The sequence below is a fragment of the Planococcus citreus genome, assembly GCF_003664125.1.
Classification (GTDB): Bacteria; Bacillota; Bacilli; order Bacillales_A; family Planococcaceae; genus Planococcus; species Planococcus citreus.
On the sequence record NZ_RCCP01000001.1, the window covers coordinates 1511760 to 1536469 of the forward strand.

Consider the following 24710-nt stretch of genomic DNA (forward strand, 5'->3'; position numbering starts at 1 on the left):
ATGAAACAGAAATTGCTGTCCATCTTTTCGTTCCTGTTATTTCTCGCGCTTCTCATCCCCTTCGCTTATTCTTCCAGCCGTTTGGGGACGCTATTATTCGAAGGGCTATTCGCGCTCGGCTTCTACTCGCCGCTCGTGCTAGCCGTGATCGGATTCGCTGCGGCTTGGTTCGGGGTCAGGACTGTTTACCGAATGCTGCTCACGAGCGGACATGCTGTTCTTTTCATGTTGTATGCCGTCTTGCTTTTTGTTGCGATGTTCGGTTTTCAGGAACCATGATCCATTGACTACAAATAGAATTGGGGGCTTTTCATGATTTTTGTATTGGCTGGGTATATTGCTTTGCTGGTTTTTTCGGTGAAAGCCTTCGCTGGCAAGCAAGCTCATCGGTGGATCCATTCCGGATACATTACGGCTTTCCTGCTGCCTTTTCTGGTGATGGCGGTGTTCCTTCGAATAATCGGGCCCTTTGTCGGCTCTGGAATCGGGGCGAGCGCTGTCGGCATGGCCTTCGCACTTGTGACTTTGATTACCGGCCTTGGTTTTTTGTATATTGGCTACACTTCCAAAAGCACCCATTAAAAAAGATTGCCCTCATCCGCCATGAAAATGGCTTTTGAAGACAATCTTTTTTATTTCGACCCGTATAGCTGCTCGAGCTCTTCTTCTTTCATCGTGAAGCGGTGCTGTTCTTTCGGGAACGCGCCGCTCTTCACTTCTTCGACGTACTGGGCAAGCCCTTTTTGCATGGTGTCGCCTGCTTCTGCGTAGGACTGGACGAATTTCGGCAAATGGTGCGAGCCGTACTTGACGGTGTCGTGGTAGACGAGCACTTGCCCGTCAGTTTCGCTGCCGGCGCCGATGCCGATAACCGGGATCGTCAGTTCTTTCGTAACTTGTGCGGCCAATTGATGCGGAATGCATTCGAGTACAAGCATGCAGGCGCCTGCCGCTTCGCACGCTTTGGCGTCTTCGATCAATTGCTTGGCGGCGCTGGCGGTTTTGCCTTGCACTTTATAGCCGCCGAGCACAGCCGCTGATTGCGGCAACAAACCGAGGTGGGCGACAATTGGAATGCCGGCTCCGACAAGCTTTCGCGTCACTTCAAGTACTTCTCCTGCGCCTTCGAGTTTCAAGGCTTGAGCGCTCGTTTGCTGGAAGATGCGCATGGCGTTTTCCAGCGTGCGGTCCCAGCTGCCGTGGAACGAGCCGAACGGCATATCAACGACTAGGAATGTATCCTGTGCACCTCTTCGTGCCGCCTTTCCGTGATGGACCATATCCTCAACAGTCACCTTGACGGTTGAATCATAGCCGAGTACGACCATGCCGAGCGAATCGCCGACTAGCAGCACATCCACCCCTGCCGCTTCTGCGATTTTAGCGGACGGGTAATCATAGGCCGTCAGCATCGCGATTTTGTTCCCTTGCTGTTTCATCTTCATCAATGAAGCTGTATTTTCCATTGTTCTCTCCTTCCGGGAAGGAAACCTTTGAAAAAAGCCCGCCGCAACAGAGCGGACGGACAGAATTTGATTGCGTCGGTTTCTCCGTCCCTGTCGTTTTTCAGATCAAGGCAGATCTATTGAGTTGTTAAGCTTTTTTACAGGTGCAGTTCCTAATGGATACCACCCTGTTTTTACTATAGCAGATGCTTAAGCCGGCTGAAAGTCACTCATCCTTCAGCATCACTTGAAACGCGGCGTAGTCGTTGTTGAACTCACCGGCCTTCACGAACCCCGCTGTTTCATATAAATGAATTGCGCGGACATTAAACTGGGCGACGGTGAGGCGCAGTGCTTGTCCAGGATGATGCTTTTCGATTTCACTGAGCAGGAAATCCAAAAACGCAGCCCCTCGCCCCGCTCCGGTTTTTTCCGGTTTCATGCCGAGCCCGATATCGACGGGGCCATCCGGATAGGCGTTCGATGCATGGCCAGCAGGCACTTGCGCACCCTTGCCCGTGCAATAAAAACCGAATAACTCCCCATGCTCCGTCACCACCCGGTAACTGCCGTTCATCAACTCCTGTAAACTTTCATCCGACGCTTCCCCGTTATAGAAATCGTACGGATACGGATAGCGCCAGCTGAGGATGTCACGCGCGCTTTCTTCTGTCATCGCCTGTTCTTTAAATTTCACCGTTCCTCCCTGCCTTGGCCAGGACGCCGGTTCTCCGGTTTTTTCAGCCAATGGCGCAAGCCTTTTCCGGCATACGGTTCGTCGTTGAAACGCGGGATGACATGGAGATGGCTATGGCCGATCGATTGATTGGACGCTTCGCCGACGTTCCATCCGAGCGTATAGCCGTCGGGCGCTATCTTCTCGAGAAAAGGTTTTACAAGCCCAAGCAGCTCCTGTGTCTCCTGCCATTCGTGAGGCGTCAGTTCGAACGGCGACGAGCGATGCTGTTTCGGCACAATGACACCCGATCCTTCGAGCACGCCTTGCGCTTTCCCGTGCTGCAAGAACCAGCAATTGGCGGTTTCAAAAACGATGCGCTGCTCCAGGTCGTAAACCGGATGGCAAAACGGGCACTCGGGGCGTAATTGGATCACGGCGCCGCAATGGGAATGCGCTTTGAATTCGCATTTTGCGATATTGGACAAGGCCGTTTCCAACTCGTCAAAAACAACATAAGCTTCGTCACCGTCCCAGACATTTTCGTATTCATTCCGGCAAGCTTGCCGGTCTTCCGTTGTCCGAAAAGCGATATCGCCGATCAATAATGTGCCTCCCGGCGCCAGCCTTTTCAGCAATTGCTTGAGGAGCTTCCATTTATCCGCGTCTTCCAAGTGATGAAGCGCGTATGTACTGACGATGCAATCAAAAAACAGCCCGTCAAAAGCAGGCGGCAAGCCGTCCGCCATGTCCCATTCCACCAGCTGCGCTTCCGGCATTTTCTTCCTGGCACGCTCAATCATTTCAGAAGAAAAATCAATCCCGAAAATACGATGCCCTTTGTTGTATAAAGCAGACGCCAATGCGCCGGTCCCAAAGCCGATATCCAAAATCGATGCCTGTTGTTTCTCGTCAACTGCTTCGAAAATCTCTGTCAGTACATCGCTGTAGCCCGCAAACGGATACGTTCCTTGGCGCTCGCTTTCCCGCACCGTGTTGTCGTATTCCGCTGCCCATTCATTGAATCCTTGTTTTCCTAACATCCTGCCGCTTCCCTTCTCATCATTGATTGCCTCGTTGCTGCATTTGCCATTCAGGTGCCAGCAGCGAAAAGATCAGTGCATCGTGCGACTCTCCGCGTTGATACAAATAGCCTCGGAGCCGCCCTTCTTCCGTAAAGCCCAGTTTCTTCAACAACCGGTTCGAGCCGGTATTGGCCGGATAAGTCGTGGCGCCTACACGGTAAAGCCCAAGCTCATCGAATGCATAGGCCAGTACAGCCGAGAGCGCTTCTTCCATCAGCCCTTTGCGCCAATAATCCGGATGCAATTCATAGCCGACTTCGGTCTTTTTCGAGCGCAGCTGAAGCTGGTTCAAGCCAATTGTCCCGATTAATTCTTCCTCGCCGCGCAAGCGGATGCCCCAGCGCATGCCGCGCATGAATTCGAACACGACGCGAAAAGCACGGATCATCTCAAGCGCTTCTTCTTTTTCCAAAAGCCGGTCCATGCCGTAATAATAAGTCACGTCTTCACGCTGCAAGAGCGCGAAAAAACGATCCGCGTCCTGCTCTGTAATTTCTGTCAGCAATAACCGCTCCGTCTCAAGTATGGGAAATTGCATGCCATCGCTCCTTTTGCACCCGGTAAACGAGTACATATAGTCCGGTGCGCAAAACCGGTGCTCCGCATTCCATGCCAAGTGCTTCCGCTACTTTTTGCGAGGCATGGTTGTCCGGTTGAATGAGTGAAATGAGTGCGCTTTGCCCATGCTTCGTGAATCCCCGCTCGCAAAGCAGTCTGGCCGCTTCACGGGCATAGCCAAAGCCCCAGAATTCCGGTGCGAGCCAGTAGCCGACTTCCAGTTCCGTCTGCCCATTTACTGATTGCGGCACCAGTCCAGCATGGCCGATCCGCTTGCCGTCTTCTTTCCGCACCAGCAAAAACAAGCCATGTTCGGGGTGTTCCCTGTACATGCGGTAGATCCAGTATAGGAATTCCAAAGCCTGCTGGCGGCTCTTCACCTTGCCGTCTCCGATATGCCGCATGACTTCCGGCTGCTTCAATAAAGAATACAGAAATTCAAAATCCTCATCCCGGTAACGGCGCAGCAGCAAGCGCCCACTCTCCAATCCCATGTCCACTTGCCCCTTTCGCCGTTTCACGTGAAACATTTTTCAGAAATCTTCCATTAACGAAGCCTATTGCTGCCAAGCTTTTCGATGGTTTGGTAATCTTTGGACTTCCGGAGCTCCAGATCGTTACGTTTGGCAAATTGCGATAAATCCTCAAATAATCCGTCGCCGAATAAAGCGAAGCGCAAATCGAATCCCTTTTCCACACGGACCACCGCCACTTTCGAAGCCCAATTGCTGCGCTTGAATTCAATGCGGCGCATTTCCTCTGTGTATACCGTTTTATAATAAAGCGGCAGGCCCCACAATTCGACACGATAAATAATATTGCTGTCCCGGACCTTAACGCGCGCTTTGATGAACAAAGCCAGTACAATCAATGCCGAAACGAATAATTGAAAATATAGCGCAAACCCAGCCGGAAACGAACTCAGGAGCAGCGGTGGCAAATTGACAGCCAATAACATGATGACGAGCAGCCAGCGCTGCACTTTTCCTTGATGGACCATTCCGCTCTCCTCCTTATTTCATTCTATCGATTACCTGCTTTTATTTAATTCATAAAATCGGTCAACAAACGGATATCATCCAATATGAATTCGGAAAAATCCGGGAAAAATGCAACCATGCATGTGACGACAATGACTGTACCGGTGACAAATTGCAGAAAGCTGTATTTATAATCATTCGGATTGTCGGAATGGGTTCTTTCCATATAAACAGTGTAAGCCCCCTGCACCCCATTGACGGCAAGCAGCGCAGCTAAAGGAAGAAACGAACGGGTTTCTTGGAAGACAAAGAGTGCACCGATGGAAATCGCTGCCCCGCTCCAGCGGAAATAAGCATCCACTTTTTCATGGCGATCATTGACGAAATTCGACGAACTGGAAAAAAGTTTCTTGCGTTCGACCCTTAAAATCTTGCGCAGGATCCAATTCACGCTCATGATTGCCAGGACCGTGACCGCAATAAAACCGATCAGCGGCCATACCCAATCGTATTGCGCTTCGTAATAACCCATTCCATCTGTTTCACCGACTCCACCCATGTTATCGCCCTCAACTTTCCGCTTCATGCCGAAATACGTTTATGCTACTAGTCTTATCGTATCACGAGCTTTTGGGAAATTATAGAATATTTTTAATTTTTCTGATAACCGGCGGTTCGTTCATCTTTTTTTCGCCTTTTGCGCTCCGTTCTCCTGCCGAGTTCGCTTCTTTGACAAAACAAAGGGCATAGGCTATCGTAATTAAGTCAAATCCGACTAAGTTTATATGGTTTTTAAAAAATAAATTAACATTAAAGGAGGCACTTATGAAAGCTCTTTGGAAATCCTACGCAAATGTATCGCTTATCTTAAAAATCACTGTGGCGCTCATCCTCGGCGTTATCGTCGGCTTGATCTTCGGGCCGGACACAGCCGTCTTGGCACCGCTTGGGGATCTGCTCTTGCGGCTCTTGACCTTCCTGATTGTGCCACTCATCTTCTTCACCTTGATCGTCGGAATCAACCAATCGAAAATCGGCGACCTAGGCCGAATGGGCGGAAAAGTCTTTCTGTTCTATACATTGAGTTCGGCATTCGCCATCGTGGTCGGCTTAACGGTCGCAAGTATTTTCCAGCCGGGTTCGGGCATGCAGCTCGACGGCTCGGAAACCTTTGATGTTCCGGACAACCCCGGCTTTACAAGTGTTCTGTTGAACATTGTACCGTCCAATATCATCTCGGCATTCAGTGAAATGAACTTGCTCGGGATCATTTTTACGGCGTTCGCGTTCGGCATCGCCATCTCCTATATGAGAAGCTCTGCGGAATTCGGCGAACTCGGCAACCACTTAATGAAAACGATCAACGCGTTGAACGAAGCGACTTTGATCGTCTTGAAAGCGATCCTTCAATACGTGCCGATCGGCATTTTCGCCATCATGGCGCAGACAGTCGGTTCGCAAGGATTGGATACACTGGGATCGCTGCTCGGCATGGTCGCCGTTCTTTACATCGCCATCGCGGTGCAGATTGCGCTCTATACGATCGCCATGCTGGTGTTCAAAGTCAATCCACTGCATTTCTTCAAACACGCGCGGACACCGATGCTAACGGCGTTCGTCACGCAAAGCAGCTCCGGCACCTTGCCATTGACGCTTGATGCGGCGCGCGGGCTCGGCATCCCGAAAAGTTTGTACGGCTTTAGCCTGCCGCTCGGCGCGACAATCAATATGGATGGTGCGGCCATCCGCATCGCCGTTTCAGCCATATTTGCTGCCAACATCATCGGTGACCCGCTCAGCTTGTCTGAAATGTTCATGGTCGTCTTGATCGGCACGCTCGCAACCATCGGAACCGCCGGCATTCCAGGCGCTGGCATCGTCATGATCGCCACTGTCTTCGTCCAGCTTGGATTGCCGATGGAAGCCGTCGCGCTCCTGACAGCAATCGATGCACTTGTCGGCATGGGCGCCACAATGCTCAATGTGACAGGCGATTTGGCTGGCTCGAAATTGATCGACCAAAGCGAGAAAAGACGCGGCACGGCCAAGGCTTAACACGACTCGCTGCGGACAAAACATGGAGCTCTGTGATACAGTGGGAGTATCTCGTATCCCATTGAAAAAGGAGACATGCAGTTATGTATATCGTAACCAACCGCATTAAAATGAAACCGGGATTTGCTGAAAAAATGGCACCCAACTTCACCCGTCCAGGCGCATTGCAGGAAATGGAAGGCTTCCATAAAGTCGAAGTGACCGTCACGCAGAACCTGGAAGAATACGATGAACTGAACGTCAATATGTACTGGGAAACACTCGACAATTACGAAGCATGGAAATCCAGCGATGTTTTCAAGCAAGCCCATAAACGTCCTGAACCAGCAGAAGGCGAAGAGAAAAATGAGTCGCCGATGCTCGGCAGCCAACTCGTCATCACAAAAATTGCTTCGGTCATCGAAGCAGCTAAATAATGGAAACAGGCAGCTTTTGCTGCCTGTTTCTTTTTGCCTTCTTTCCCCTTTTATGCAGGACTTTTGATATACTTAAAGTGTTCGTGAAAATTACCTATTCTGGAAGGGATACATATGAAATCATTATCGCTGAGAAATTACTGGGGCCTGATATTCGCGGTCTTCATCCTGCTTTTTGCTGCTGTACTCAGCGTCCTCGTCTCCGAAGTGAGCACGAAGCGGCTGGAAGAAGAACGGGGCAATGCCTTATCGAGTGCAGCGTTCCAGATGAAAGACCGACTGGATCAATACATGTGGGGACGCTATAGCGAAATCAAGACCTTCGGGGAAATCGAAGAACTTGCGCTGACTACGTCCATTGAAGAAAAGCGTGCCACGCTTGAAATGCTGCAAGACCAAGTGCCGGCTTTTTCCTGGATTGGCATCACCGATTCGGCCGGCGTCGTGACTGCTTCCACTAACGAATTGCTGGAAGGAATGGACTTGTCCGATAGACCCGTTTATTCCGAAGCACGCCAAGCGGATTACGTCGGCGATGTCCACGAAGCGCTGCTTTTGGCAGACTTATTGCCGAATCCCGGCGGCCATGAGCTCGAATTTGTCGATATCAGCGTCCCTTTCTTTTACTCGGATGGTTCATTCGGCGGCGTAGTAGCCGCCCATTTGAGCTGGGATTGGGCACAAGAAGTGATGCAATTCGTGTTGCGACCGCTCAACCGCAGCGAAAATGAACTGGAGGTTTTCGTCTTAAGCCCAGGGGACAATCGCGTCATTCTCGGTCCTGAACAATTTCTCGGCAAGCCGCTTCCGATCGATTCCTACACCCTGTCACAAGGAAAACGAGCCGGTTGGGTACTGGAACAATGGCCAGATGGCAATTCGTATTTAACTGGCTTCACCGGCGGCCGAACCAATTGGGAGTATCCGGGGCTTGAATGGACTGTGCTGGTCCGCCAACCCGAAGAAACGGCCTTCGCCGCCGCCCGCGACTTGAGCCGCATCATCATGTTGAGCGGTTTGGCAAGCGCTGTTCTTTTTGCCTTAGCCGGCTGGTTAGTAGCCGGGCGCATCAGCCGCCCGCTCAATGAAATCTCCAACAAAGCGAAAGCCTTCCGCAAAGGCAGCCAATTGGTTCTGCCAAAAAATACGGGAGTCCGTGAAATTGAAGACTTATCCAACTCGCTTGAGAGCCTGGTCATGACACTTGGCACGACGGAATCCGATTTGGTGCGCATGCAGGATTTGGCACAACGTGACCCACTGACAGGCTTGCCGAACCGCATCGCGCTTGAAGAGGCCGCGGATCGCATGATGAAGCAGGCACGCACCACGGATGGAAAATTGGCTTTTTTCTATTTGGATCTGGACGGCTTCAAAAAAGCGAATGATAGTTTGGGGCATTTAGCGGGTGACCATGTACTGCAGAAAGTGGCTGAACGGCTGACGGCGGAACTGCCTGAAGAAGCGTTCATTTCCCGGATCGGCGGAGATGAATTTGTCTTGTTGTTCCCATGTGGAGGATTAGGCGAGTCGTCGACGAGAAAGTTGGCGCAGCGGCTGATCGACCGGTTGAGCAAACCGATTACCGTGGAGGCTGGGCGTGTGCAACTGGGATGCAGCATCGGGATTGCCATTTACCCTGATAACGCAGAAAACCTCTATACTTTGCTGTCGTATGCAGATGCCGCGCTTTACGTGTCCAAGGAAAACGGCAAAAGCCAGACGACGTTTTACAGGGATATTGCCTCGGAATGAACAAGCCGAAATGCCTTTTCGCTTCACCAATACCCATAAGGATCTAAAAGCGCTGCCTCTCGAGGCGGCGCTTTTTCAAGTGCCGCATATTGGACGGCACGCCCGGGGTCTGCTACGGTTAATAATGGCAAAAGCCGAAGATGTATTATATATAGCGCTGCTATTGTGCTTTCGAAGGAGTCTTTCAGTTGAGTAACAACAAACCTAAATTATGGACGCGGGACTTTATCGGCGTTTCCGTCGTCCATTTCCTGCTACTGCTCGTTTTTTATTTATTGATCGTCACGATCGCTTTATATGCCGTTGAAGAATACGGCGCTTCAACTAGTGAAGCCGGTCTTGTCACCGGGATTTTCATCCTAGGAGCGCTAGCGGGACGCTTGGTCATCGGCCGGACACTCGATATGATCGGGCGCAAACGGGCGTTGGTGCTCGGTTCCGCTTTATTTGTCGGTATGACGGCACTGTATTTCCTGCCGCTCGGCTTGCCTTTCTTGATGCTCAACCGCTTTTTGCACGGGGTGACGCTTGGCATTGCGAGCACCGCCGCTGGAACGATTGCAGCGCAAGTCATTCCGCACACGCGCAAAGGCGAAGGCATTGGCTACTTCAGCATGAGCGCTACGCTAGGTGCAGCTTTCGGGCCGTTTATCGGTTTGCTGATGAGCCAATGGACCGGCTATAACGCGATTTTTGCTGCCTGTGTCGCGATTGCTGTGTCTGCTCTGGCGCTCAGTACTTTTGTGAAAGTCCCGCCGCTGGAGAAACCGTCTGGCGGAGAAGCGAAATCCGGCTTCCAGCTTTCCAATTATTTAGAAGCGAATGCTGTACCGATTGCCATCGTCATGTTTTTGATCGCGCTCAGTTATTCGAGCGTTTTGTCCTTCATCAATTTTTACGCCAATGACAAAGGGCTAGTGGAAGCAGCGAGCTTCTTCTTCCTGGTGTATGCTGTCGTCATCCTGCTGACGCGGCCTTTTACGGGACGCATCATGGATTTGTACGGCGCCAATTACATTATGTATCCTGCGCTCGTATCGCTTGCAGCGGGACTATTGCTGCTCAGTGTCGCCGATTCAGGCTTAGGGCTGTTGTTTGCAGGTGCTTTGATCGGGCTCGGGTTCGGGAATATGCAATCGACGACGCAAGCGGTCGCCATCAAGCTGACGCCTCCCCACCGCATGGGGCTTGCGACATCGACTTTTTTTGTCGCGATGGACGGCGGGCTCGGCATGGGGCCGTATATCCTCGGCTTTATCATCCCGTTCACCGGCTACAGCGCGCTTTATGGATTGCTTGGAATCGCGGTATTCGCGTTGATCGTGCCGTATTATTTCCTCCACGGAAAAAAAGAACGCCAGCTCTCCGCTTCCGCTCGTTGAACGGCTGCACAATAAAAGAACGGCCGACAGTCATCTGTCGGCCGTTCTTTATTTGCATTTATTCTTCCTCTTCTGCTGCGTCCGCTTCCGCTTTTGTTTCGTGCACTGTGCTGTGCGGATGTTCTGGCGGTGCATAGATGGAATAGATCTTCAGCGGCTTATCGCCTGTATTGGTGACGTTGTGCCATTTGCCTGCGGGGATGAGGATGGCGTAATCGTCTTCAGCTTTTTCTTCAAAGCTTAAATTGTCTTCGCTGTCGCCCATCTGCACGAGGCCTTCCCCTTCTTCGATGCGAAGGAATTGGTCGCCGTGTTCGTGGACTTCAAGCCCGATGTCATCGCCTGCTGCGATGCTCATCAATGTAACCTGCAAGTTTTTCCCGGTCCAAAGAGCGGTCCGGAACGTATCGTTTTGTTTTGTCGCATCTTCGATATTGACGACAAATGATTCAGCACCATAATCTTTTAATTCCATGTGTGGTTCCTCCTCCGATTTGTTGTTCTGTCCTGCTCTTCTCTACCCTGCGAGCATCGGACATAAACAAACGGTTCAGCGCAAGGCTTGTTTTTTGAGCGCCTGGTTGCGGGAGTTGAACACATCATTATGGGAAGACACCATGGCGATATTGGCAGCGTCCGGTTCGATGAACTTCTTCGCTTTATTGACGGCATTGGCGGCGTCGGTGAACGTGCCGGCGATCAAATTGAGCTTGCCGTCATGCTGGAGAATGTCCCCTGCCGCAAACACTCCCGGTACGGAAGTTTCGCTTGCCGGCGTACCTTGTAAATAGAAGTCATCTTTTGTTTCCAGATCGAGCGGGCTATTTTCGAGTAAGCTCGCATCACGCTCATAGCCATGGTTGATGACGAGCTGGTCGACCGGCAGCATGCGCCGTTCCCCCGTCACTTGGTTCATCACTTCCACGAGTTCCACGCGGTCGCCTGCATCCGATGCCACAAGCCGCGTGATGGCGGAATCCAGTAAGCACTCGGCGCGGCTTTCGAGCAGTTGGCGCACTTGCGCTTCGTGTCCGGCCATTTCGGATTTGCGGTGGACGACATAGACTTTTTCAGCGATCGGCTCAAGCTCGTTTGCCCAGTCGACTGCCGAATTTCCCCCTCCTGAAATGAGCACCGTGCTGCCACGGAAACGCTCGAGTGTTTTGACGGTATAATTAAGGTTCGCCACTTCAAAGCGCTCGGCTCCTTCGATTTGCAGCTTCTGCGGTTTCAGGATGCCTCCGCCTACTGCGACGATGACCGATTTCGAGTAATGGACTTCACCTGAAGCACCAGCCAATACAAACAAGCCGTCTTCGTTTTTGGCCATGCTTTCCACTTTCTCATCCAAGCATACCGTCGGATCGAACGTCAGACCTTGTTCAACCAATTGGGTGATCAGCTGTTCACAGCGGATCGGCGTCTGCCCCCCGACGTCCCAGATCATTTTTTCAGGATAGACATGGAGCTTGCCGCCAAGGCGCGGCTGGAACTCGATAATTTTCGTTTTCATGCCCCGAAGCCCGCTGTAAAAAGCTGAATACAAGCCGGCGGGACCTCCCCCGATGATGGTTACGTCAAAGATGTCGTGATTGGCCATTTTTTCCATCCCCGTTCTATAGTAAATTCCGATTGACAACGATTCTCAATAACTTTATAGTATACATTGTAATGAAAGTGAGAATCATTATCAACACATATCCTATTTTTATTTTTTTGCTCCAAAATTACGGTTTAACGAAAAGGAGGGCTGTCGATGGGACGCCTTTTTACAGAAAACCTGGAAGTCAGCTATGGCGAAAGGAAAATCGTCAAAGGCTTGTCCCTGTCGATTCCAGATAAAAAGATTACGGCAATCATCGGGCCGAACGGCTGTGGGAAATCGACCTTCTTGAAAGCGATGACACGCGTCATTCCCCACGAATCGGGTTCGGTCATTCTCGACGGCCAGCAAATTGCTGAAGAAAAGACGAAGCAATTGGCGAAAAAGCTTGCCATCTTGCCACAATCGCCGGAAAACGCGGCTGGCCTGACCGTCGGCGAAATTGTCTCTTACGGCCGCTTCCCTTACCAAAAAGGTTTCGGCAAGCTCAGCACACGGGATTATGAAATGATCGACTGGGCACTCAATGTGACCGGCACGCAATTTTTCAAATACCACCCCGTTGATGCTTTATCCGGCGGCCAGCGCCAACGCGTCTGGATTGCCATGGCGCTCGCGCAGGAGACCGAAATGATTTTCCTCGATGAACCGACGACTTACCTCGATATGGCGCATCAACTGGAAATCTTGGAGCTTCTCCGCGAACTCAATGCCGAAGAAGAACGTACTATTGTCATGGTGCTGCACGATTTGAACCACGCCGCCCGCTTCGCCGACCATATCGTCGCGATGAAAGACGGCCAGATCATCAAGGCCGGATCGCCTGAAGAAGTCATTGTTCCGGATGTACTTCGCGAAGTTTTCCGCATCGATGCGGAAATCGGCCTTGACCCACGAACACAAAAACCGATTTGCTTAACTTATAATTTAATCAAGGGAGCTTAACCAGATTATGAAAAAATTACTTTTCTTGTCCATCGCTTTACTCGTTATGCTGGCACTTGCCGCTTGTGGATCTACAGAAGAAACGACAGAGGAAACGGGCGGTTCGGAAGGCGAAGCAAACGGAGCCGAAACCATCCAATATGAATCAGAAAATGGCACAGTAGAAGTTCCGGCTGACCCGCAGCGCGTGGTAGCATTGGCTTACGGCGGAAACGTCATGTCACTTGATGTGCCGCTTGTCGGGATCGACGCTTGGGCGATCGACAACCCGAACTACGAACCATACTTGGACGGCGTAGAAGAAGTATCGGAAGAGAACCTGGAGAAAATCATCGAATTGGATCCGGATTTGATTATCGGTTACTCGACTCTTCAAAACGTCGATAAACTGGAACAAATTGCACCAACTGTCACTTACACTTACGGTAAAGTCGACTATTTGACACAACACCTGGAAATCGGGAAACTATTGAATAAAGAAGACGAAGCACAAGCATTCGTGGACGACTTTAAAGAACGCGCACAAGCTGCGGGTGAAGAGATCAAAGCGGAAATCGGCGAAGATGCAACGGTCTCTGTCATCGAGAACTTTGATAAGCAATTGTACGTATACGGCGACAACTGGGGCCGCGGCACCGAGATCCTGTATCAGGAAATGGGCTTGAACATGCCGGAAAAAGTTGAAGAAATGGCTCTTACTGATGGGTACTATGCCTTGTCACAAGAAGTCCTCCCTGAATATATGGGCGATTACGTAATCTTCAGCAAAGACTCCGAACAGGATAACTCCTTCCAAGAAACGGACCTTTACCAAAACACGCCAGCTGTAAAGAACGACCAAGTATTCGAAGCGGATGCGAAGAAATTGTACTTCAATGATCCGATTTCACTTGATTACCAGCTTGAGTTGTTCCAGGAAAAATTCCTTGGCCAATAAACACAAAAGGGATTCTGCGCAGCGGAATCCCTTTATCCTTTCTATAGAAAAGATGATGATGCATGCGTTATAACGCCCGTTTTTCATACATATTTGGAATCAGCCTGCTGGCACTTGTGCTGGCTTTTGTTGTGTCGATGGTCTTTGGCGCTGCTGATGTCAGCCTGAAGAATCTCTGGCTGGCACTGTTTTCCGACAGCACCGGACAGCAAATTTCGGTCATCCAGGAAATTCGCCTGCCGCGTGAAGTCGCCGCGATTTTCGTCGGCGCGGCACTCGCCGTCTCAGGCGCCATCATGCAAGGCATGACCCGTAACCCGCTGGCAGACCCCGGTTTGCTCGGTTTGACTGCCGGAGCCAATGCTGCACTGGCCGCGACCTTGGCGTTCATCCCCGGAGCCAATTATTTCGGCATCATGATCGCCTGCTTTATCGGGGCGGCCATCGGGGCCGGGCTCGTCTTCGGCATCGGGGCTTCACGGCGCGGCGGCTTCTCGCCATTTCGCATCGTCCTGGCCGGAGCGGCTGTATCAGCGTTTTTGACCGCCATTGCAGAAGCGATCGGCTTGCTGTTTAAGATTTCCAAAGACGTCTCCATGTGGACTGCCGGCGGCTTGATCGGCACGTCTTGGGGACAGCTGCAGATTATCGTTCCATTTATCACCATCGCTTTGTTTGTCGCTTTATTGCTATCCCGCCAACTGGCAGTGTTGAGCTTAAGTGAAGAAGCGGCGATCGGGCTTGGCCAAAAGACCGGCCAGATCAAAGCAATGCTGTTTGTCGTCGTCACCTTGCTTGCCGGCGCTGCAGTAGCGTTAGCCGGCAACTTGGCGTTCATCGGCTTGATGATCCCACACATCGTCCGTGTGATCGTCGGCAGCGATTACCGTTTCATCATTCCGATGTCCGCTGTCACGGGCGCCATCTTCATGCTGCTCGCCGATTTGTTCGGACGCACGGTCAACGCACCATTTGAAACGCCGGTCGCAGCGGTGGTCGCCATGCTCGGCTTGCCATTCTTCCTGCTGATCGTCCGTAAAGGTGGAGGTGCGTTCACATGATCCAACAACATTTAATCCGCAAACAGCGCATCACTTTGCTCGTGCTCACCATCATCCTGTTGGTCACCGCCGTCTTGAGTTTAGGGCTCGGCTATTCGACGCTCGGTTTCGGGAGAATTGTGCCCGTTTTGATGGGGCAAGGCGATTTCAAAGAAGAGTTCGTGCTGTATTCCATCCGGATGCCAAGGCTGCTCATTACGTTTCTAGCGGGGATGGCACTCGCTTTATCGGGCGCAGTGCTACAGAGCATTACGCGCAATGATTTGGCCGACCCGGGCATCATCGGCATCAATTCCGGTGCCGGTGTCGCCATTGCCATTTTCTTTTTATTCATCCCTGTTGAGCCGGGCTCTTTTGCTTTCTTGATGCCATTCGTCGCGTTTTTAGGCGCGTTTATCACGGCGATCCTGATTTACTTGTTCTCCCGTGATCCGCGTACTGGCCTTCAACCGGTCCGTCTCGTCCTGGTGGGGATTGGGTTTTCCATGGCGCTATCCGGCGTCATGATTGTCCTGATCTCATCTGCAGAGCGGGAAAAAGTGGATTTCATTGCCCAGTGGCTTGCAGGTTCCATTTGGGGCACCGACTGGCCGTTTATCCTGGCGCTTTTGCCTTGGCTTATCGTGTTGATTCCGTTTGTCCTGTATAAAGCGAACCGGCTGAACATCCTCGGGCTCGGCGAATCCGCCGCAATCGGCCTCGGGCTCAATATCGGCAAAGAACGCGCCGTCCTATTGCTTGCGGCCGTCGCGCTCGCTGCCGCTGCGGTTTCTGTCACCGGCAGCATTGCCTTTATCGGCTTGATGGCCCCTCACCTCGCGAAAGCGCTTGTCGGGCCGCGCCATCAATTGTTCCTGCCCGTCGCCATTTTGCTCGGCGGCTGGCTGCTGCTTGCGGCAGACACAATCGGGCGCAACTTGCTTGAACCGTCGGGCATTCCGGCTGGCGTCATGGCAGCTTTGATCGGCGCACCGTATTTCGTTTATTTACTAATGAAGAAATAAAAAAACGGCTCATGCCCCCTTTTCGGGACGTGAGCCGTTTTGCTGTTGTTAAACCGGTTCTTGCTGCGCATCCATTTCCATACGCGCTTCGCGGTCTTTAAGTTTCTGCATTTCCTCGTCGGTCATGAATTCGACTTTCCAGCCGAGGAACGCCATGAGGATGGCGATGATCGGCACCGAGTAATTCAACACCGCGTACGGCGCATAGGCGAAGGGATGGACGGCGAGCGTCGCCAGGATGAACACGCCGCATGTGTTCCACGGAACGAACGGCGAGGTGATCGTCCCGCCGTCTTCCAGTGCACGCGACAGGTTTTTCGAATGCAAGCCCTGGTCTTGGTATGCCCTCGCATACATCCGCCCAGGCAATAGAATCGAAATATACTGTTCAGATGCCGTGACGTTCGTCAAGAACGCGGAAGCCACAGTCGCAGCGATCAGGCTGCCGGCTGTTTTCGCCAGCATCAAGATCTTAGTGACGATCGATTTCAACATGCCCGTATGTTCCAACACGCCACCGAACGTCATAGCGAAAATCGTCAAGGAAATAACGAACATCATCGAATCAATGCCGCCTCTATTGAACAAGGAATCGACGACTTCGTTGCCGGACGTGATGACATAGCCATCATGTAGCGCATTGACCGCTTCTGCGACCGAACCGCCTTGCACCAAGATGTGGCACAGCCAGCCAAGCACGATACCGATGCCGAGCGCCGGCAATGCCGGCACTTTCTTCATCACCAATACGATGACCGCCAAAGGCACGAGCAAGAGCCACGGCGAGATGACGAAATTTTCTTCAAGCGACGCCAGGATCGTGTTGATATTGCCGCTGTCGACCGCGTTTCCGGCAAACTGGCGGCCCAGGAAAAAGTAAGCGCCGAGGGCAATGATCATGCCCGGGATGGTCGTGTAGATCATGTGGCGGATGTGGACGAATAAATTGGTGTTCGTCACCCCTGCCGCCAAGTTGGTCGTGTCCGACAGTGGTGACATCTTATCGCCGAAATAAGAACCCGAGATGACCGCTCCAGCGACCATCGCCGCCGGAATTCCCATACTCGCGCCGATGCCCATGCCGGCGATGCCGACAGTGCCCATCGTCGACCAGGAACTGCCGATCGCCCCGGCAACCAGTGCACAGATCAAACAGATCGTAACAAGGAATAATGACGGCGTAATGATTTTCAAGCCATAGTAAATCATCGTCGCGACAATCCCCCCGCCGATCCATGAAGCGATGATCATGCCGACCATGATGATGATGACCAAAGCCGGAAGCGCGAGGCGGATTCCTTTGTATGCCCCTTCTTCGATCATATGCCAGCGGTACCCCAACCGCCAAGCGATGATGACCGCGATTGTCGTGCCAAGAAGCAAGGGAATATGCGGGCTGCCTTCAAAAATGATGATGGTCACAGCCATGGCCGCCACCATGAAAATCAGCGGCAGTAAAGCCAGCCAAAAGGGCACTTCAATCTCTTGCTGTTTCGGGCGTTTCTTCTCCTCTTTCATGTTCTCTAACCCCTTTGTGAAAATGGAATAAATGCTTGTATTTATTTTGCCACTATACTGATTTCATTGCCATAAAAATTTTCAGATTACATAGATTTTTCGGAATTCGGAATAGTTCAATGCAGGATTCTCTCCGTCCCACCCCGAAGTGTAACCATATTGCCTTAGCTTCCGGCATCCAGTTATGGAAAGGGGAAGATGACCGTGGGAAAATTGACTGTTTCGATGTATGTGACACTTGATGGCGTCATGGAAGAGCCGTCATGGACCGCTGCCTATTGGGATGATGAACTCGCCCAGTTTCAACTAGGCCAGCTTTACAATAACGATGCCTTGCTGCTCGGGCGCGTCACGTATGAGGGATTCGCTGCTACTTGGCCGACTGCTGAAGATGAACATGGCTTTGCGGACCGGATGAACGAAATTCCGAAGTATGTCGTATCACATACGCTGAAGCGCACCGAATGGAATGCACGCCTGATCAACCACGATTTCGCTTCGGAAATCAAACGGCTGAAGAAAACCGGTCAGCGCTTGCTCGTTTACGGCAGCGCCGAGCTCATCGATACCTTAATTGAACATGATTTGGTCGACGAATTGCATTTGATGACCTTTCCGCTGCTATTGGGCGAAGGAAAAAAACTGTTCCGCGATGGCGTATCGCCGAAAGCATTTAAATTGCTTAAAAGCTTTTCGACAGACCAAGGTGTCCTGATCGCCAATTACGCGCCGGAACGTTAACGGTTTTTAAAACTGGCCAATGAGCTTGCCCGCCTCCCTTTTGGGGAATAAAGAACAGAGGACCTACCTTACTAGAGCCTCCCCGAAAGGAGCTGCCGTCTTACGATGACAGAAAACGAAATCACTTTAGCATTGATCCAATCGTTAAAAGACGGCCGGGCGCAAGATTTCCAGCACATACTCGATGAACTGCAGCCTTACGATGTCGCCGTCCAATACCGTCATTTGCCGGAAAAGCACCGTGAGCGCTTCCTGCTTCATCTGACGGTCCGCCAATTGACCGAGCTCATGCAGGAGCTTCACCGGAACGATCAAGTCCGCTTGCTCGAGCGGATGTCGGTCGACCAGTCGACCAAAGTGCTCGACTTGATGGACAATGACGATCTCGTTTCCCTATTGTCCGATCTAGAACCGACGATGATTGAAGAGCTTCTATCGCGCATGAACCGCGAAGAATCTTCCTATATCCAAAAGACCATGAATTACCCGCCGGAAACCGCGGGCCGCATCATGAACAACCGCTACGTCTGGATCCCCCGCCATTACACCATCCGTGAAGCGATCGATAAAATCCGCGATTTCGCGGAAATTGCCGAGTACTTGAACTATTTATATGTCGTCGATGATGACAAGAAACTGCTCGGCGTCGTCTCCTATAAAGATTTGATCCTCGGCGAACTCGATGAACAAATCGATGATGTCATGTATACACGCGTCGTTAAAGTCGACGCGCTGACGGACCAGGAAGAAGCGGCAGCCATTATCGGGCGCTACGACTTCATCACCTTGCCGGTCGTCGACACCGAAAACCGGCTGCTCGGCATCATCACGGTCGATGATGTCATCGATGTTGTCTTGCAGGAAGCGAATGAAGACATTGAAAAGCTTTCCGCATCCGGTAAATCGATCGATTTCCAGACACCGCCTTTCGTCGCTGCTTATCGCCGGTTGCCTTGGCTGATTTTGCTGTTGTTTATCGGGTTGATCTCCGGCGGCATCATCAGCCGCTTTGAAGACACTTTGCAGACAGTTGTTGCCTTAGCATTCTTCATGCCGATGATTGCCGGCATGACCGGCAACACAGGCACCCATTCGCTCGCAGTCGTCGTGCGCGGATTGGTCGGCCAACAACCCGACAAAAAAGGCACATTCAAGCTCATCCTGCGCGAGTTATGGGTCGGCATCATCATCGGCGTCACCTGCGCTGTCTTGATTTTGCTGATCGCCTATATTTGGCAAGGAAGCCTGGTACTTGGGATGGTCGTTGGCAGTTCGCTGCTTTTGACATTGATCATCGGGACGCTCGCCGGCACCATCATCCCGCTCATTCTATACCGTTTGAAAATAGACCCGGCTGTCGCATCAGGGCCGCTGATCACGACCATCAACGATATTTTCTCGTTGCTCATTTATTTTGGCCTTGCTTCGCTGTTCATCTCTCGTTTGATGTGAACAGCGTTTTTTTTGAGCTTTTTTCTTTATTCCTAGTAATCAACTATGTATAATAACCTTAAACTTTATGCAGCACTTTTCTTCTATACACATCGGTTTTTTTGAGCCGATCGCCCATAAAAAACTCGGAGGGATTCCAGATGACCATTCCAAAACCACTCGTCCAGCTCAATCAAGCCTTTCTTGTCGCCACAGTACTGGCGGGGCTCACCGTCCATACATCTATTCTGCTCATGCCATTCGCCGTTGGGGTTGTCACTTTGGTCACCAAAAAAAATCCGCTCATCGCATTCAGCCGCCGATTTTTGCCGAATCCTCCGAGCAGCTATCCGCAGGAAGACCGTGACCAGCAATTATTCAACCAATGGATCGCCACGGTCTGCCTCGGGTTCGCGCTCATCTTTTTAGCAGCCGGCCTTCCGATTATCGCTGCGGTATTCGGAGCTATGGTCATCATCGCTGCCGGCGTGGCGCTTATGGGCTATTGCATCGGCTGCACCGTGCGCTATCAGCTGATGATGTGGAAACACCGCCGGGCAAAAACGGATTATTGATCGCTTTATAAATGGACAGAAAAAAGCGGAGACCGCAGTCTCCGCTTTTTTTCATTTTGTTTGGCCATTGCCTTTGATGATGTATTTCGTAGAAGTCAACGCTGGCAAGCCCATTGGCCCTCGTGCGTGGAGCTTTTGCGTGCTGATGCCGATTTCGGCGCCGAAGCCGAATTCAAAGCCGTCCGTGAAGCGCGTCGACGCGTTATGATAGACTGCTGCTGCATCCACTTCCGTGAAGAATTGCTGGACGTTTTCCGCATTTTCCGAAATGATCGCTTCAGAATGCTTCGTGCCGTACTGGTTGATATGCTTGACCACTTCATCTACGCTTCCTACCGTTTTCAGCGCGAGTTCATAAGCCAAGTATTCAGTACCCCAATCGGCTTCTTCCGCCGGGATGATGTCGCTGCCTGATTGCTGCGTCTTTTCATCGCCGTGGATTTTTACGTCTTTTGCCTGCAAGGCTTTAACCAATTCCGGCAGATGCTGCTCAGCCCATTTCTCGTGGACGAGGATGGTTTCGCAGGAGTTGCAGACGGATGGACGCTGGGTTTTCGCGTTTAACGCGATATCAATCGCCATGTCCTTGTCCGCCGTCTCGTCGATATAGACATGGCAATTTCCTGCGCCTGTCTCAAGTACCGGTACGGTCGAGTTCGCTACGACCGTCTTGATCAAATTGGCGCCGCCGCGTGGAATCAACACGTCCAAATAGTCGTTCAGCTTGAACATGGCAGATGCCGCTTCCCGGCTCGTATCTTCCAACAATTGTACGGAATCGACCGGCAATTCGCTTTGTTCGAGCGCGCGGTGGATGACCGAAACAATTGCTGTGTTCGAGTGGATCGCTGTCGAACTGCCGCGCAGGACGACCGCATTGCCGGTTTTCAGGCAAAGGCTCGACGCATCCACCGTGACGTTTGGGCGGGCTTCGTAAATCATGCCCACTACGCCAAGCGGTACGCGCACTTTGCTCATGTCGAGGCCATTCGGCTGCTGCCAATGCTCGAGCACTTCACCGACCGGATCGGTAAGTTTGGTCAATTGGATAAGCGCATCCGCCATATCTGCCAGACGCCCTTCATCGAGCTTGAGGCGGTCGACGAGCGATTCACTCATGCCGTTTGCACGCCCAGCTTCAATGTCCTTTAAGTTTTCCTTTAAAATGAAAGCTTTTTCAGCCATCAATTGTTTAGAGATAAGTTCTAACGCTTTATTTTTCAGGGTGGTGTCGGCTTTTGCGAGTTCCCCCGCTGCCGCTTTCGCTTTTTTCGCTTTCTGTACCAGTTCTGTCTCCAAAGCTGCTTCCTTTTGAAGAACTTCTGTCATCCAATCTTCTCCTTTCGAATTTCCGTGCCTTACGCTAATTCTTTAACGGGTTTTGCAATATACGTCCCGTCGCCGCTTCCACTCATGATCTCGACGAGCTTTTCGCTGCCTTCTCCCGTACCGATGAACACATCGACGCCGAAGTTATGGGCTGTTTTCGCAGCTTCCACTTTGGTCTTCATGCCGCCAGTTCCGACATCGGACCCAGCACCGGATGCGGCTTCCATCAATTCATCTGGAATATCCTTCAAATGGGTATATCGTTCAGCGGATGGATTGGTCTTCGGATTATCGGCGTAAATGCCATTGATGTCCGTCAAAATGATCAATTGATCCGCACGCACAAGCCCGCTGACAAGCGCCGACAGCATATCGTTATCGCCGAAGGTCAATTCCTCGACCGCTACCGAATCGTTTTCGTTGATGACCGGCATCATGCCGCGCTCCAATAATTTTGAAATGGTATCGTCCGCTTTTTGATACAAGTCTTTCGTCAACAGCAATTGTGCAGAGACGATATCGAAATTCTTGAATTCCGTCGCATACGCTTGTGCAAGCAGGCTTTGCCCGACGGCTGCCGCTGATTGTTTGTCGACAATTGTATCCGGGCGTGATAAATACCCCATGCTCGTGCATCCAGCTGCAACCGCGCCAGATGAGATCAAGATGACGTCATGACCTTCTTCTTTCAAACGGGCCAACGCCCCGACGTGTTCACGCAACTTCGTGATGGACAATTTACCGTGGCTGTCCGTCAATGAGCTGCTTCCTATTTTCACTACTATTCTTTTCTTTTCCATTGTTGCAGTCACCACCCGATTTTGATTATTTAATGAGCTCTCCCATTACGATCAAAAGCGGAAGAACCCGGTCTCCGTAAAACGCTTTACAATGGCTGACTTTCGTTGTCTGATAATAAGAATTATTATGCAATCAAATGCATTTTAAGTCAACTGTTAATTTCGAAGATACTTATAAAACGGTCACCGAAATTTTATTTCTTGCATAAATATGAATATTTATACAAAAAGGCATGTTTCCTCATAAACCATTTCCAGTTCCGGAGATGGCGGCTGCGCTTTCTTCGCCGGCTAGAATTCCAACCGGCAACTGATCGCCTGCAACACGCCAATCACAAGTAGCAAGTGTAACATAACCAGAGGGTATATCAAGTTCGGGGAGGGGATTTCGCCTTATGAAAGGGCTTTCATTTTACATATAAAGTGGGTATAAAGACATATTTAAGGATTCACAAAAGCCCGCACCACAAGGGATACGGGCAAAACACGTACAAGTGTTGCTATTTCATTCTAAAGTACCACTATCTAAAATTCCTTTTTCAATTAAGTGGCGCGTCACTCTGCCCACGCTTGGCGGCTCGCCGGTATCCTTGGATAATATCGCTCAACGCCCCGACGATCATGATGACCAAGATGCCCCCGAAAATCCACGTGAGTGCATTGGATCTGCCAAATGTATCCGTGAGGAACTGGCGGAACTCCGGGTTGAGCAATTCGGAATTGATGAAGATCAGGATGAACACAAGTACCGAAACTGTTTGCACTGCGGCATTGAATGTGGCCAACCGGTAATTCCAGTAGCCTGCGCGCCATTGCCAGATGGCGAGCGACAACTCCAAAACGATGACGAGTGCAATGAATGGCCAATATGACAACAGCACATCCTGGTTAAATACTGCCATTTGAAAGCGCAAGCCTTCCCCATCGTCAGTGTAGATCCCGAGTACTTTATCGGCGTTGAAATAGACCGTCGTCCAGATGACCATCCAAATCAAGCTGCCGAAGATCTGGCTTTTCGCCACTTTCGCTTCAACCGGCTCGAGCAGCGCCTCCTGCCCTCCCCATTCTTTCAAATCATCAGGCGTCCATTCGCCCATCGTCAGCCCGAGCGGCGTCTCCACGCCCGATTTATCCGCCCAGTCCATCACGGCAACGACGATTGTGATCCAGAACAAGGTTTGCATGATGGTATTGAAGATCGCGCCGATGATGTTACCGATCAATGAGCCGAGCACCGTGATTAGCGTCTCGTCCTGGCCGATCCCTGAAACAATGCCGACGATGGTCACGACAATGAGTGTGATGAGAACTGCCAACGGGATGACCAGCCTTAGCAAGCGGACATACAAATCGAAATAGCGCGGGCCGATCAAGTAACGCCTCACTTTTCCGTAATGCTCCGCCATGAGTGCTGGATGGCCGAATTCCTGGAGGACGGCGTGTTCTTCGCTTTCGCTACTGTCTGCCGTGAGCCGTTCCGACAATTTGCTTCTCAGGTCTTTTTCCGCGCCCTGGCGTTTGTCTTGCGGCAGCCGTTCGAGCACTGCCCGAATATACCGTTCACTTAGCTTCATAACCCCATCTCCTTTTGAGGCGGCCTATTATTAGCTCTATCATGAAGGATTTTTCTGGAAAATTCAACATAATAATCAGATTATTCCGATATTAAAATTCACTTTGGTTCCCTCTTTCTACGACAAACCCCGGCTGTATGGTCAACAGCCGGGGTTTCTTCTTCTATTGAAAACTATATTTCATCAATCGAGCTTGATTGTGATGGTTTGCGCGGGTGCGAGCAGCTCTCCATCTGCAGCGAATAGCTTGCTGGTGGTTAATTTAATTTCTTGTGCACCATCTTCCACGATGAAGCCGACATTCCCTGATTTTACTTCTCCGGGTTTCAGCCCTTCATTCAACGATTCCAAATACACATCGTCTTCCCAAGTCTTCACTTCGCCGCTTTCTGTCTCGATCAATGCGACTGGCGCAAAATTCACTTCTTCGCTAGAAGTATTATTGATTTCAACAAAGAACTTTGCCAGCTCGAATTCCTGGTCATGCGTGTAGGAATGATAGAAATCGATCAGGCTATAATCCGGCGTGTACTGCAGCAGCTTCGCTTCATGGATGGTCAGCTCAATATCGCCGATCTGCACCGTCCGAGCTTCCATATCAGCCGCCAATAGCTCCAAGCCGCCTTTCGCATCACGCGCTTTCTGTCCAGGCTCCTGCAAGCGTCGGTCGTCGCTCACTTGCGGGTTGAGGACATATTGTTCCGTGTACGCGGGCGCTTCCGACAAAGACGCTGCGTTCGCCGTCCCTTGTGCTGTTTCATCCTGGCAGCCCCATAACATTGCCAATGGGACGAGCAGCCATGCTAATCTCGCTTTCATCCAATCCGCTCCCTGCTATCG

Annotated in this window: 27 protein-coding genes and 1 pseudogene; 13 read left to right on the top strand and 15 right to left on the bottom strand. The window is 51.2% G+C overall.

Going from position 1 to position 24710, the window contains the following annotated elements; genetic code table 11:
- Together DFR62_RS07485 and DFR62_RS07490 are read left to right on the top strand one after the other, a co-directional pair.
- On the top strand, positions 1-279 hold the full coding sequence (locus DFR62_RS07485; protein ID WP_121299215.1) for a hypothetical protein: 279 nt from the start codon (positions 1-3) through the stop codon (positions 277-279).
- Positions 280-312: 33 nt separating this feature from the next.
- Complete coding sequence (locus DFR62_RS07490; RefSeq protein WP_058382385.1) at positions 313-582, top strand: hypothetical protein; 270 nt, start codon at positions 313-315, stop codon at positions 580-582.
- Positions 583-632: 50 nt separating this feature from the next.
- On the opposite strand, the gene panB is transcribed toward DFR62_RS07490, so the two are convergent.
- The 8 genes and pseudogenes from panB to DFR62_RS07525 form a co-directional block, all read right to left on the bottom strand.
- Positions 633-1466, bottom strand: a complete 834-nt coding sequence (panB, locus tag DFR62_RS07495) for a 3-methyl-2-oxobutanoate hydroxymethyltransferase (RefSeq protein WP_121299217.1) — start codon at positions 1464-1466, stop codon at positions 633-635.
- A 205-nt stretch (positions 1467-1671) separates the two neighbouring features.
- On the bottom strand, positions 1672-2142 hold the full coding sequence (locus DFR62_RS07500) for a GNAT family N-acetyltransferase (protein WP_241663074.1): 471 nt from the start codon (positions 2140-2142) through the stop codon (positions 1672-1674).
- Positions 2139-2555, bottom strand: a complete 417-nt coding sequence (locus DFR62_RS17470) for an HIT family protein (protein ID WP_175578508.1) — start codon at positions 2553-2555, stop codon at positions 2139-2141. Before DFR62_RS17470 ends, DFR62_RS07500 begins: the two co-directional genes overlap by 4 nt.
- A 111-nt stretch (positions 2556-2666) precedes the next feature.
- Positions 2667-3164: pseudogene (locus tag DFR62_RS07505) on the bottom strand (class I SAM-dependent methyltransferase); the annotation flags it as partial.
- Positions 3165-3183: 19 nt separating this feature from the next.
- On the bottom strand, positions 3184-3744 hold the full coding sequence (locus tag DFR62_RS07510) for a GNAT family N-acetyltransferase (protein WP_121299219.1): 561 nt from the start codon (positions 3742-3744) through the stop codon (positions 3184-3186).
- The gene (locus DFR62_RS07515; protein ID WP_121299221.1) at positions 3725-4258 is read right to left on the bottom strand and encodes a GNAT family N-acetyltransferase; all 534 of its coding nucleotides are present in this window, start codon (positions 4256-4258) and stop codon (positions 3725-3727) included. Before DFR62_RS07515 ends, DFR62_RS07510 begins: the two co-directional genes overlap by 20 nt.
- Before the next feature lie 53 nt (positions 4259-4311).
- Positions 4312-4764, bottom strand: a complete 453-nt coding sequence (locus DFR62_RS07520; RefSeq protein WP_121299223.1) for a hypothetical protein — start codon at positions 4762-4764, stop codon at positions 4312-4314.
- A 44-nt stretch (positions 4765-4808) separates the two neighbouring features.
- Positions 4809-5303, bottom strand: a complete 495-nt coding sequence (locus DFR62_RS07525; RefSeq protein WP_158290791.1) for a DUF4181 domain-containing protein — start codon at positions 5301-5303, stop codon at positions 4809-4811.
- Between the two features lie 266 nt (positions 5304-5569).
- On the opposite strand from DFR62_RS07525, the gene DFR62_RS07530 reads away from it, so the two are divergent.
- The 4 genes from DFR62_RS07530 (at position 5570) to DFR62_RS07545 (ending at position 10352) form a co-directional block, all read left to right on the top strand.
- Positions 5570-6799 carry a dicarboxylate/amino acid:cation symporter gene (locus tag DFR62_RS07530; protein ID WP_058382379.1) on the top strand — a complete coding sequence of 410 codons (1230 nt, stop codon included), beginning with the start codon at positions 5570-5572 and terminating at the stop codon, positions 6797-6799.
- Positions 6800-6882: 83 nt separating this feature from the next.
- A complete protein-coding gene (locus DFR62_RS07535) occupies positions 6883-7215 on the top strand; it encodes a heme oxygenase (RefSeq protein ID WP_121299227.1) in 333 nt (110 codons plus the stop codon).
- 114 nt (positions 7216-7329) lie between these two features.
- Positions 7330-8970: a diguanylate cyclase domain-containing protein gene (locus DFR62_RS07540; RefSeq protein ID WP_121299229.1), complete on the top strand. Its 1641-nt coding sequence runs from the start codon at positions 7330-7332 to the stop codon at positions 8968-8970.
- A 188-nt stretch (positions 8971-9158) separates the two neighbouring features.
- On the top strand, positions 9159-10352 hold the full coding sequence (locus tag DFR62_RS07545) for an MFS transporter (RefSeq protein WP_121299232.1): 1194 nt from the start codon (positions 9159-9161) through the stop codon (positions 10350-10352).
- Positions 10353-10410: 58 nt separating this feature from the next.
- Here the strand turns inward: DFR62_RS07545 and DFR62_RS07550 are convergent, their stop codons facing one another.
- Together DFR62_RS07550 and DFR62_RS07555 are read right to left on the bottom strand one after the other, a co-directional pair.
- Positions 10411-10827 carry a cupin domain-containing protein gene (locus DFR62_RS07550; protein ID WP_101192008.1) on the bottom strand — a complete coding sequence of 139 codons (417 nt, stop codon included), beginning with the start codon at positions 10825-10827 and terminating at the stop codon, positions 10411-10413.
- A 75-nt stretch (positions 10828-10902) separates the two neighbouring features.
- Positions 10903-11952, bottom strand: a complete 1050-nt coding sequence (locus DFR62_RS07555) for an NAD(P)/FAD-dependent oxidoreductase (protein WP_121299234.1) — start codon at positions 11950-11952, stop codon at positions 10903-10905.
- Between the two features lie 156 nt (positions 11953-12108).
- On the opposite strand from DFR62_RS07555, the gene DFR62_RS07560 reads away from it, so the two are divergent.
- The 4 genes from DFR62_RS07560 (at position 12109) to DFR62_RS07575 (ending at position 15902) form a co-directional block, all read left to right on the top strand.
- Entirely contained in the window at positions 12109-12900 is a 792-nt protein-coding gene (locus tag DFR62_RS07560) for an ABC transporter ATP-binding protein (RefSeq protein WP_121299236.1), read from the top strand.
- Between the two features lie 7 nt (positions 12901-12907).
- Positions 12908-13837 (top strand): iron-hydroxamate ABC transporter substrate-binding protein, encoded by a 930-nt coding sequence (locus DFR62_RS07565; RefSeq protein WP_121299238.1) that lies wholly within the window; start codon positions 12908-12910, stop codon positions 13835-13837.
- 62 nt (positions 13838-13899) lie between these two features.
- Positions 13900-14898 carry a FecCD family ABC transporter permease gene (locus DFR62_RS07570; RefSeq protein ID WP_121299240.1) on the top strand — a complete coding sequence of 333 codons (999 nt, stop codon included), beginning with the start codon at positions 13900-13902 and terminating at the stop codon, positions 14896-14898.
- A complete protein-coding gene (locus tag DFR62_RS07575; protein ID WP_121299242.1) occupies positions 14895-15902 on the top strand; it encodes a FecCD family ABC transporter permease in 1008 nt (335 codons plus the stop codon). The genes DFR62_RS07570 and DFR62_RS07575 overlap by 4 nt, the downstream gene beginning before the upstream one ends.
- Positions 15903-15950: 48 nt before the next feature.
- Here the strand turns inward: DFR62_RS07575 and nhaC are convergent, their stop codons facing one another.
- Entirely contained in the window at positions 15951-17420 is a 1470-nt protein-coding gene (gene nhaC / locus DFR62_RS07580; protein WP_121299244.1) for a Na+/H+ antiporter NhaC, read from the bottom strand.
- A 204-nt stretch (positions 17421-17624) separates the two neighbouring features.
- Between nhaC and DFR62_RS07585 the strand changes: the two genes are divergently transcribed.
- From DFR62_RS07585 to DFR62_RS07595, 3 genes are all read left to right on the top strand, one after another.
- A complete protein-coding gene (locus DFR62_RS07585; protein ID WP_121299246.1) occupies positions 17625-18161 on the top strand; it encodes a dihydrofolate reductase family protein in 537 nt (178 codons plus the stop codon).
- A 105-nt stretch (positions 18162-18266) separates the two neighbouring features.
- On the top strand, positions 18267-19613 hold the full coding sequence (gene mgtE / locus DFR62_RS07590; protein WP_121299248.1) for a magnesium transporter: 1347 nt from the start codon (positions 18267-18269) through the stop codon (positions 19611-19613).
- Between the two features lie 140 nt (positions 19614-19753).
- Positions 19754-20167: a DUF4395 domain-containing protein gene (locus DFR62_RS07595; protein ID WP_121299250.1), complete on the top strand. Its 414-nt coding sequence runs from the start codon at positions 19754-19756 to the stop codon at positions 20165-20167.
- 51 nt (positions 20168-20218) lie between these two features.
- On the opposite strand, the gene DFR62_RS07600 is transcribed toward DFR62_RS07595, so the two are convergent.
- From DFR62_RS07600 to DFR62_RS07615, 4 genes are all read right to left on the bottom strand, one after another.
- A complete protein-coding gene (locus tag DFR62_RS07600) occupies positions 20219-21496 on the bottom strand; it encodes a glutamate-5-semialdehyde dehydrogenase (RefSeq protein WP_121299252.1) in 1278 nt (425 codons plus the stop codon).
- A gap of 29 nt (positions 21497-21525) precedes the next feature.
- Positions 21526-22296 carry a glutamate 5-kinase gene (gene proB / locus DFR62_RS07605; RefSeq protein WP_121299254.1) on the bottom strand — a complete coding sequence of 257 codons (771 nt, stop codon included), beginning with the start codon at positions 22294-22296 and terminating at the stop codon, positions 21526-21528.
- Positions 22297-22835: 539 nt separating this feature from the next.
- Complete coding sequence (locus DFR62_RS07610) at positions 22836-23870, bottom strand: hypothetical protein (protein WP_121299256.1); 1035 nt, start codon at positions 23868-23870, stop codon at positions 22836-22838.
- A gap of 183 nt (positions 23871-24053) precedes the next feature.
- Positions 24054-24689 (bottom strand): DUF4352 domain-containing protein, encoded by a 636-nt coding sequence (locus tag DFR62_RS07615; RefSeq protein WP_121299258.1) that lies wholly within the window; start codon positions 24687-24689, stop codon positions 24054-24056.
- Between the last annotated feature and the right edge of the window lie 21 nt (positions 24690-24710).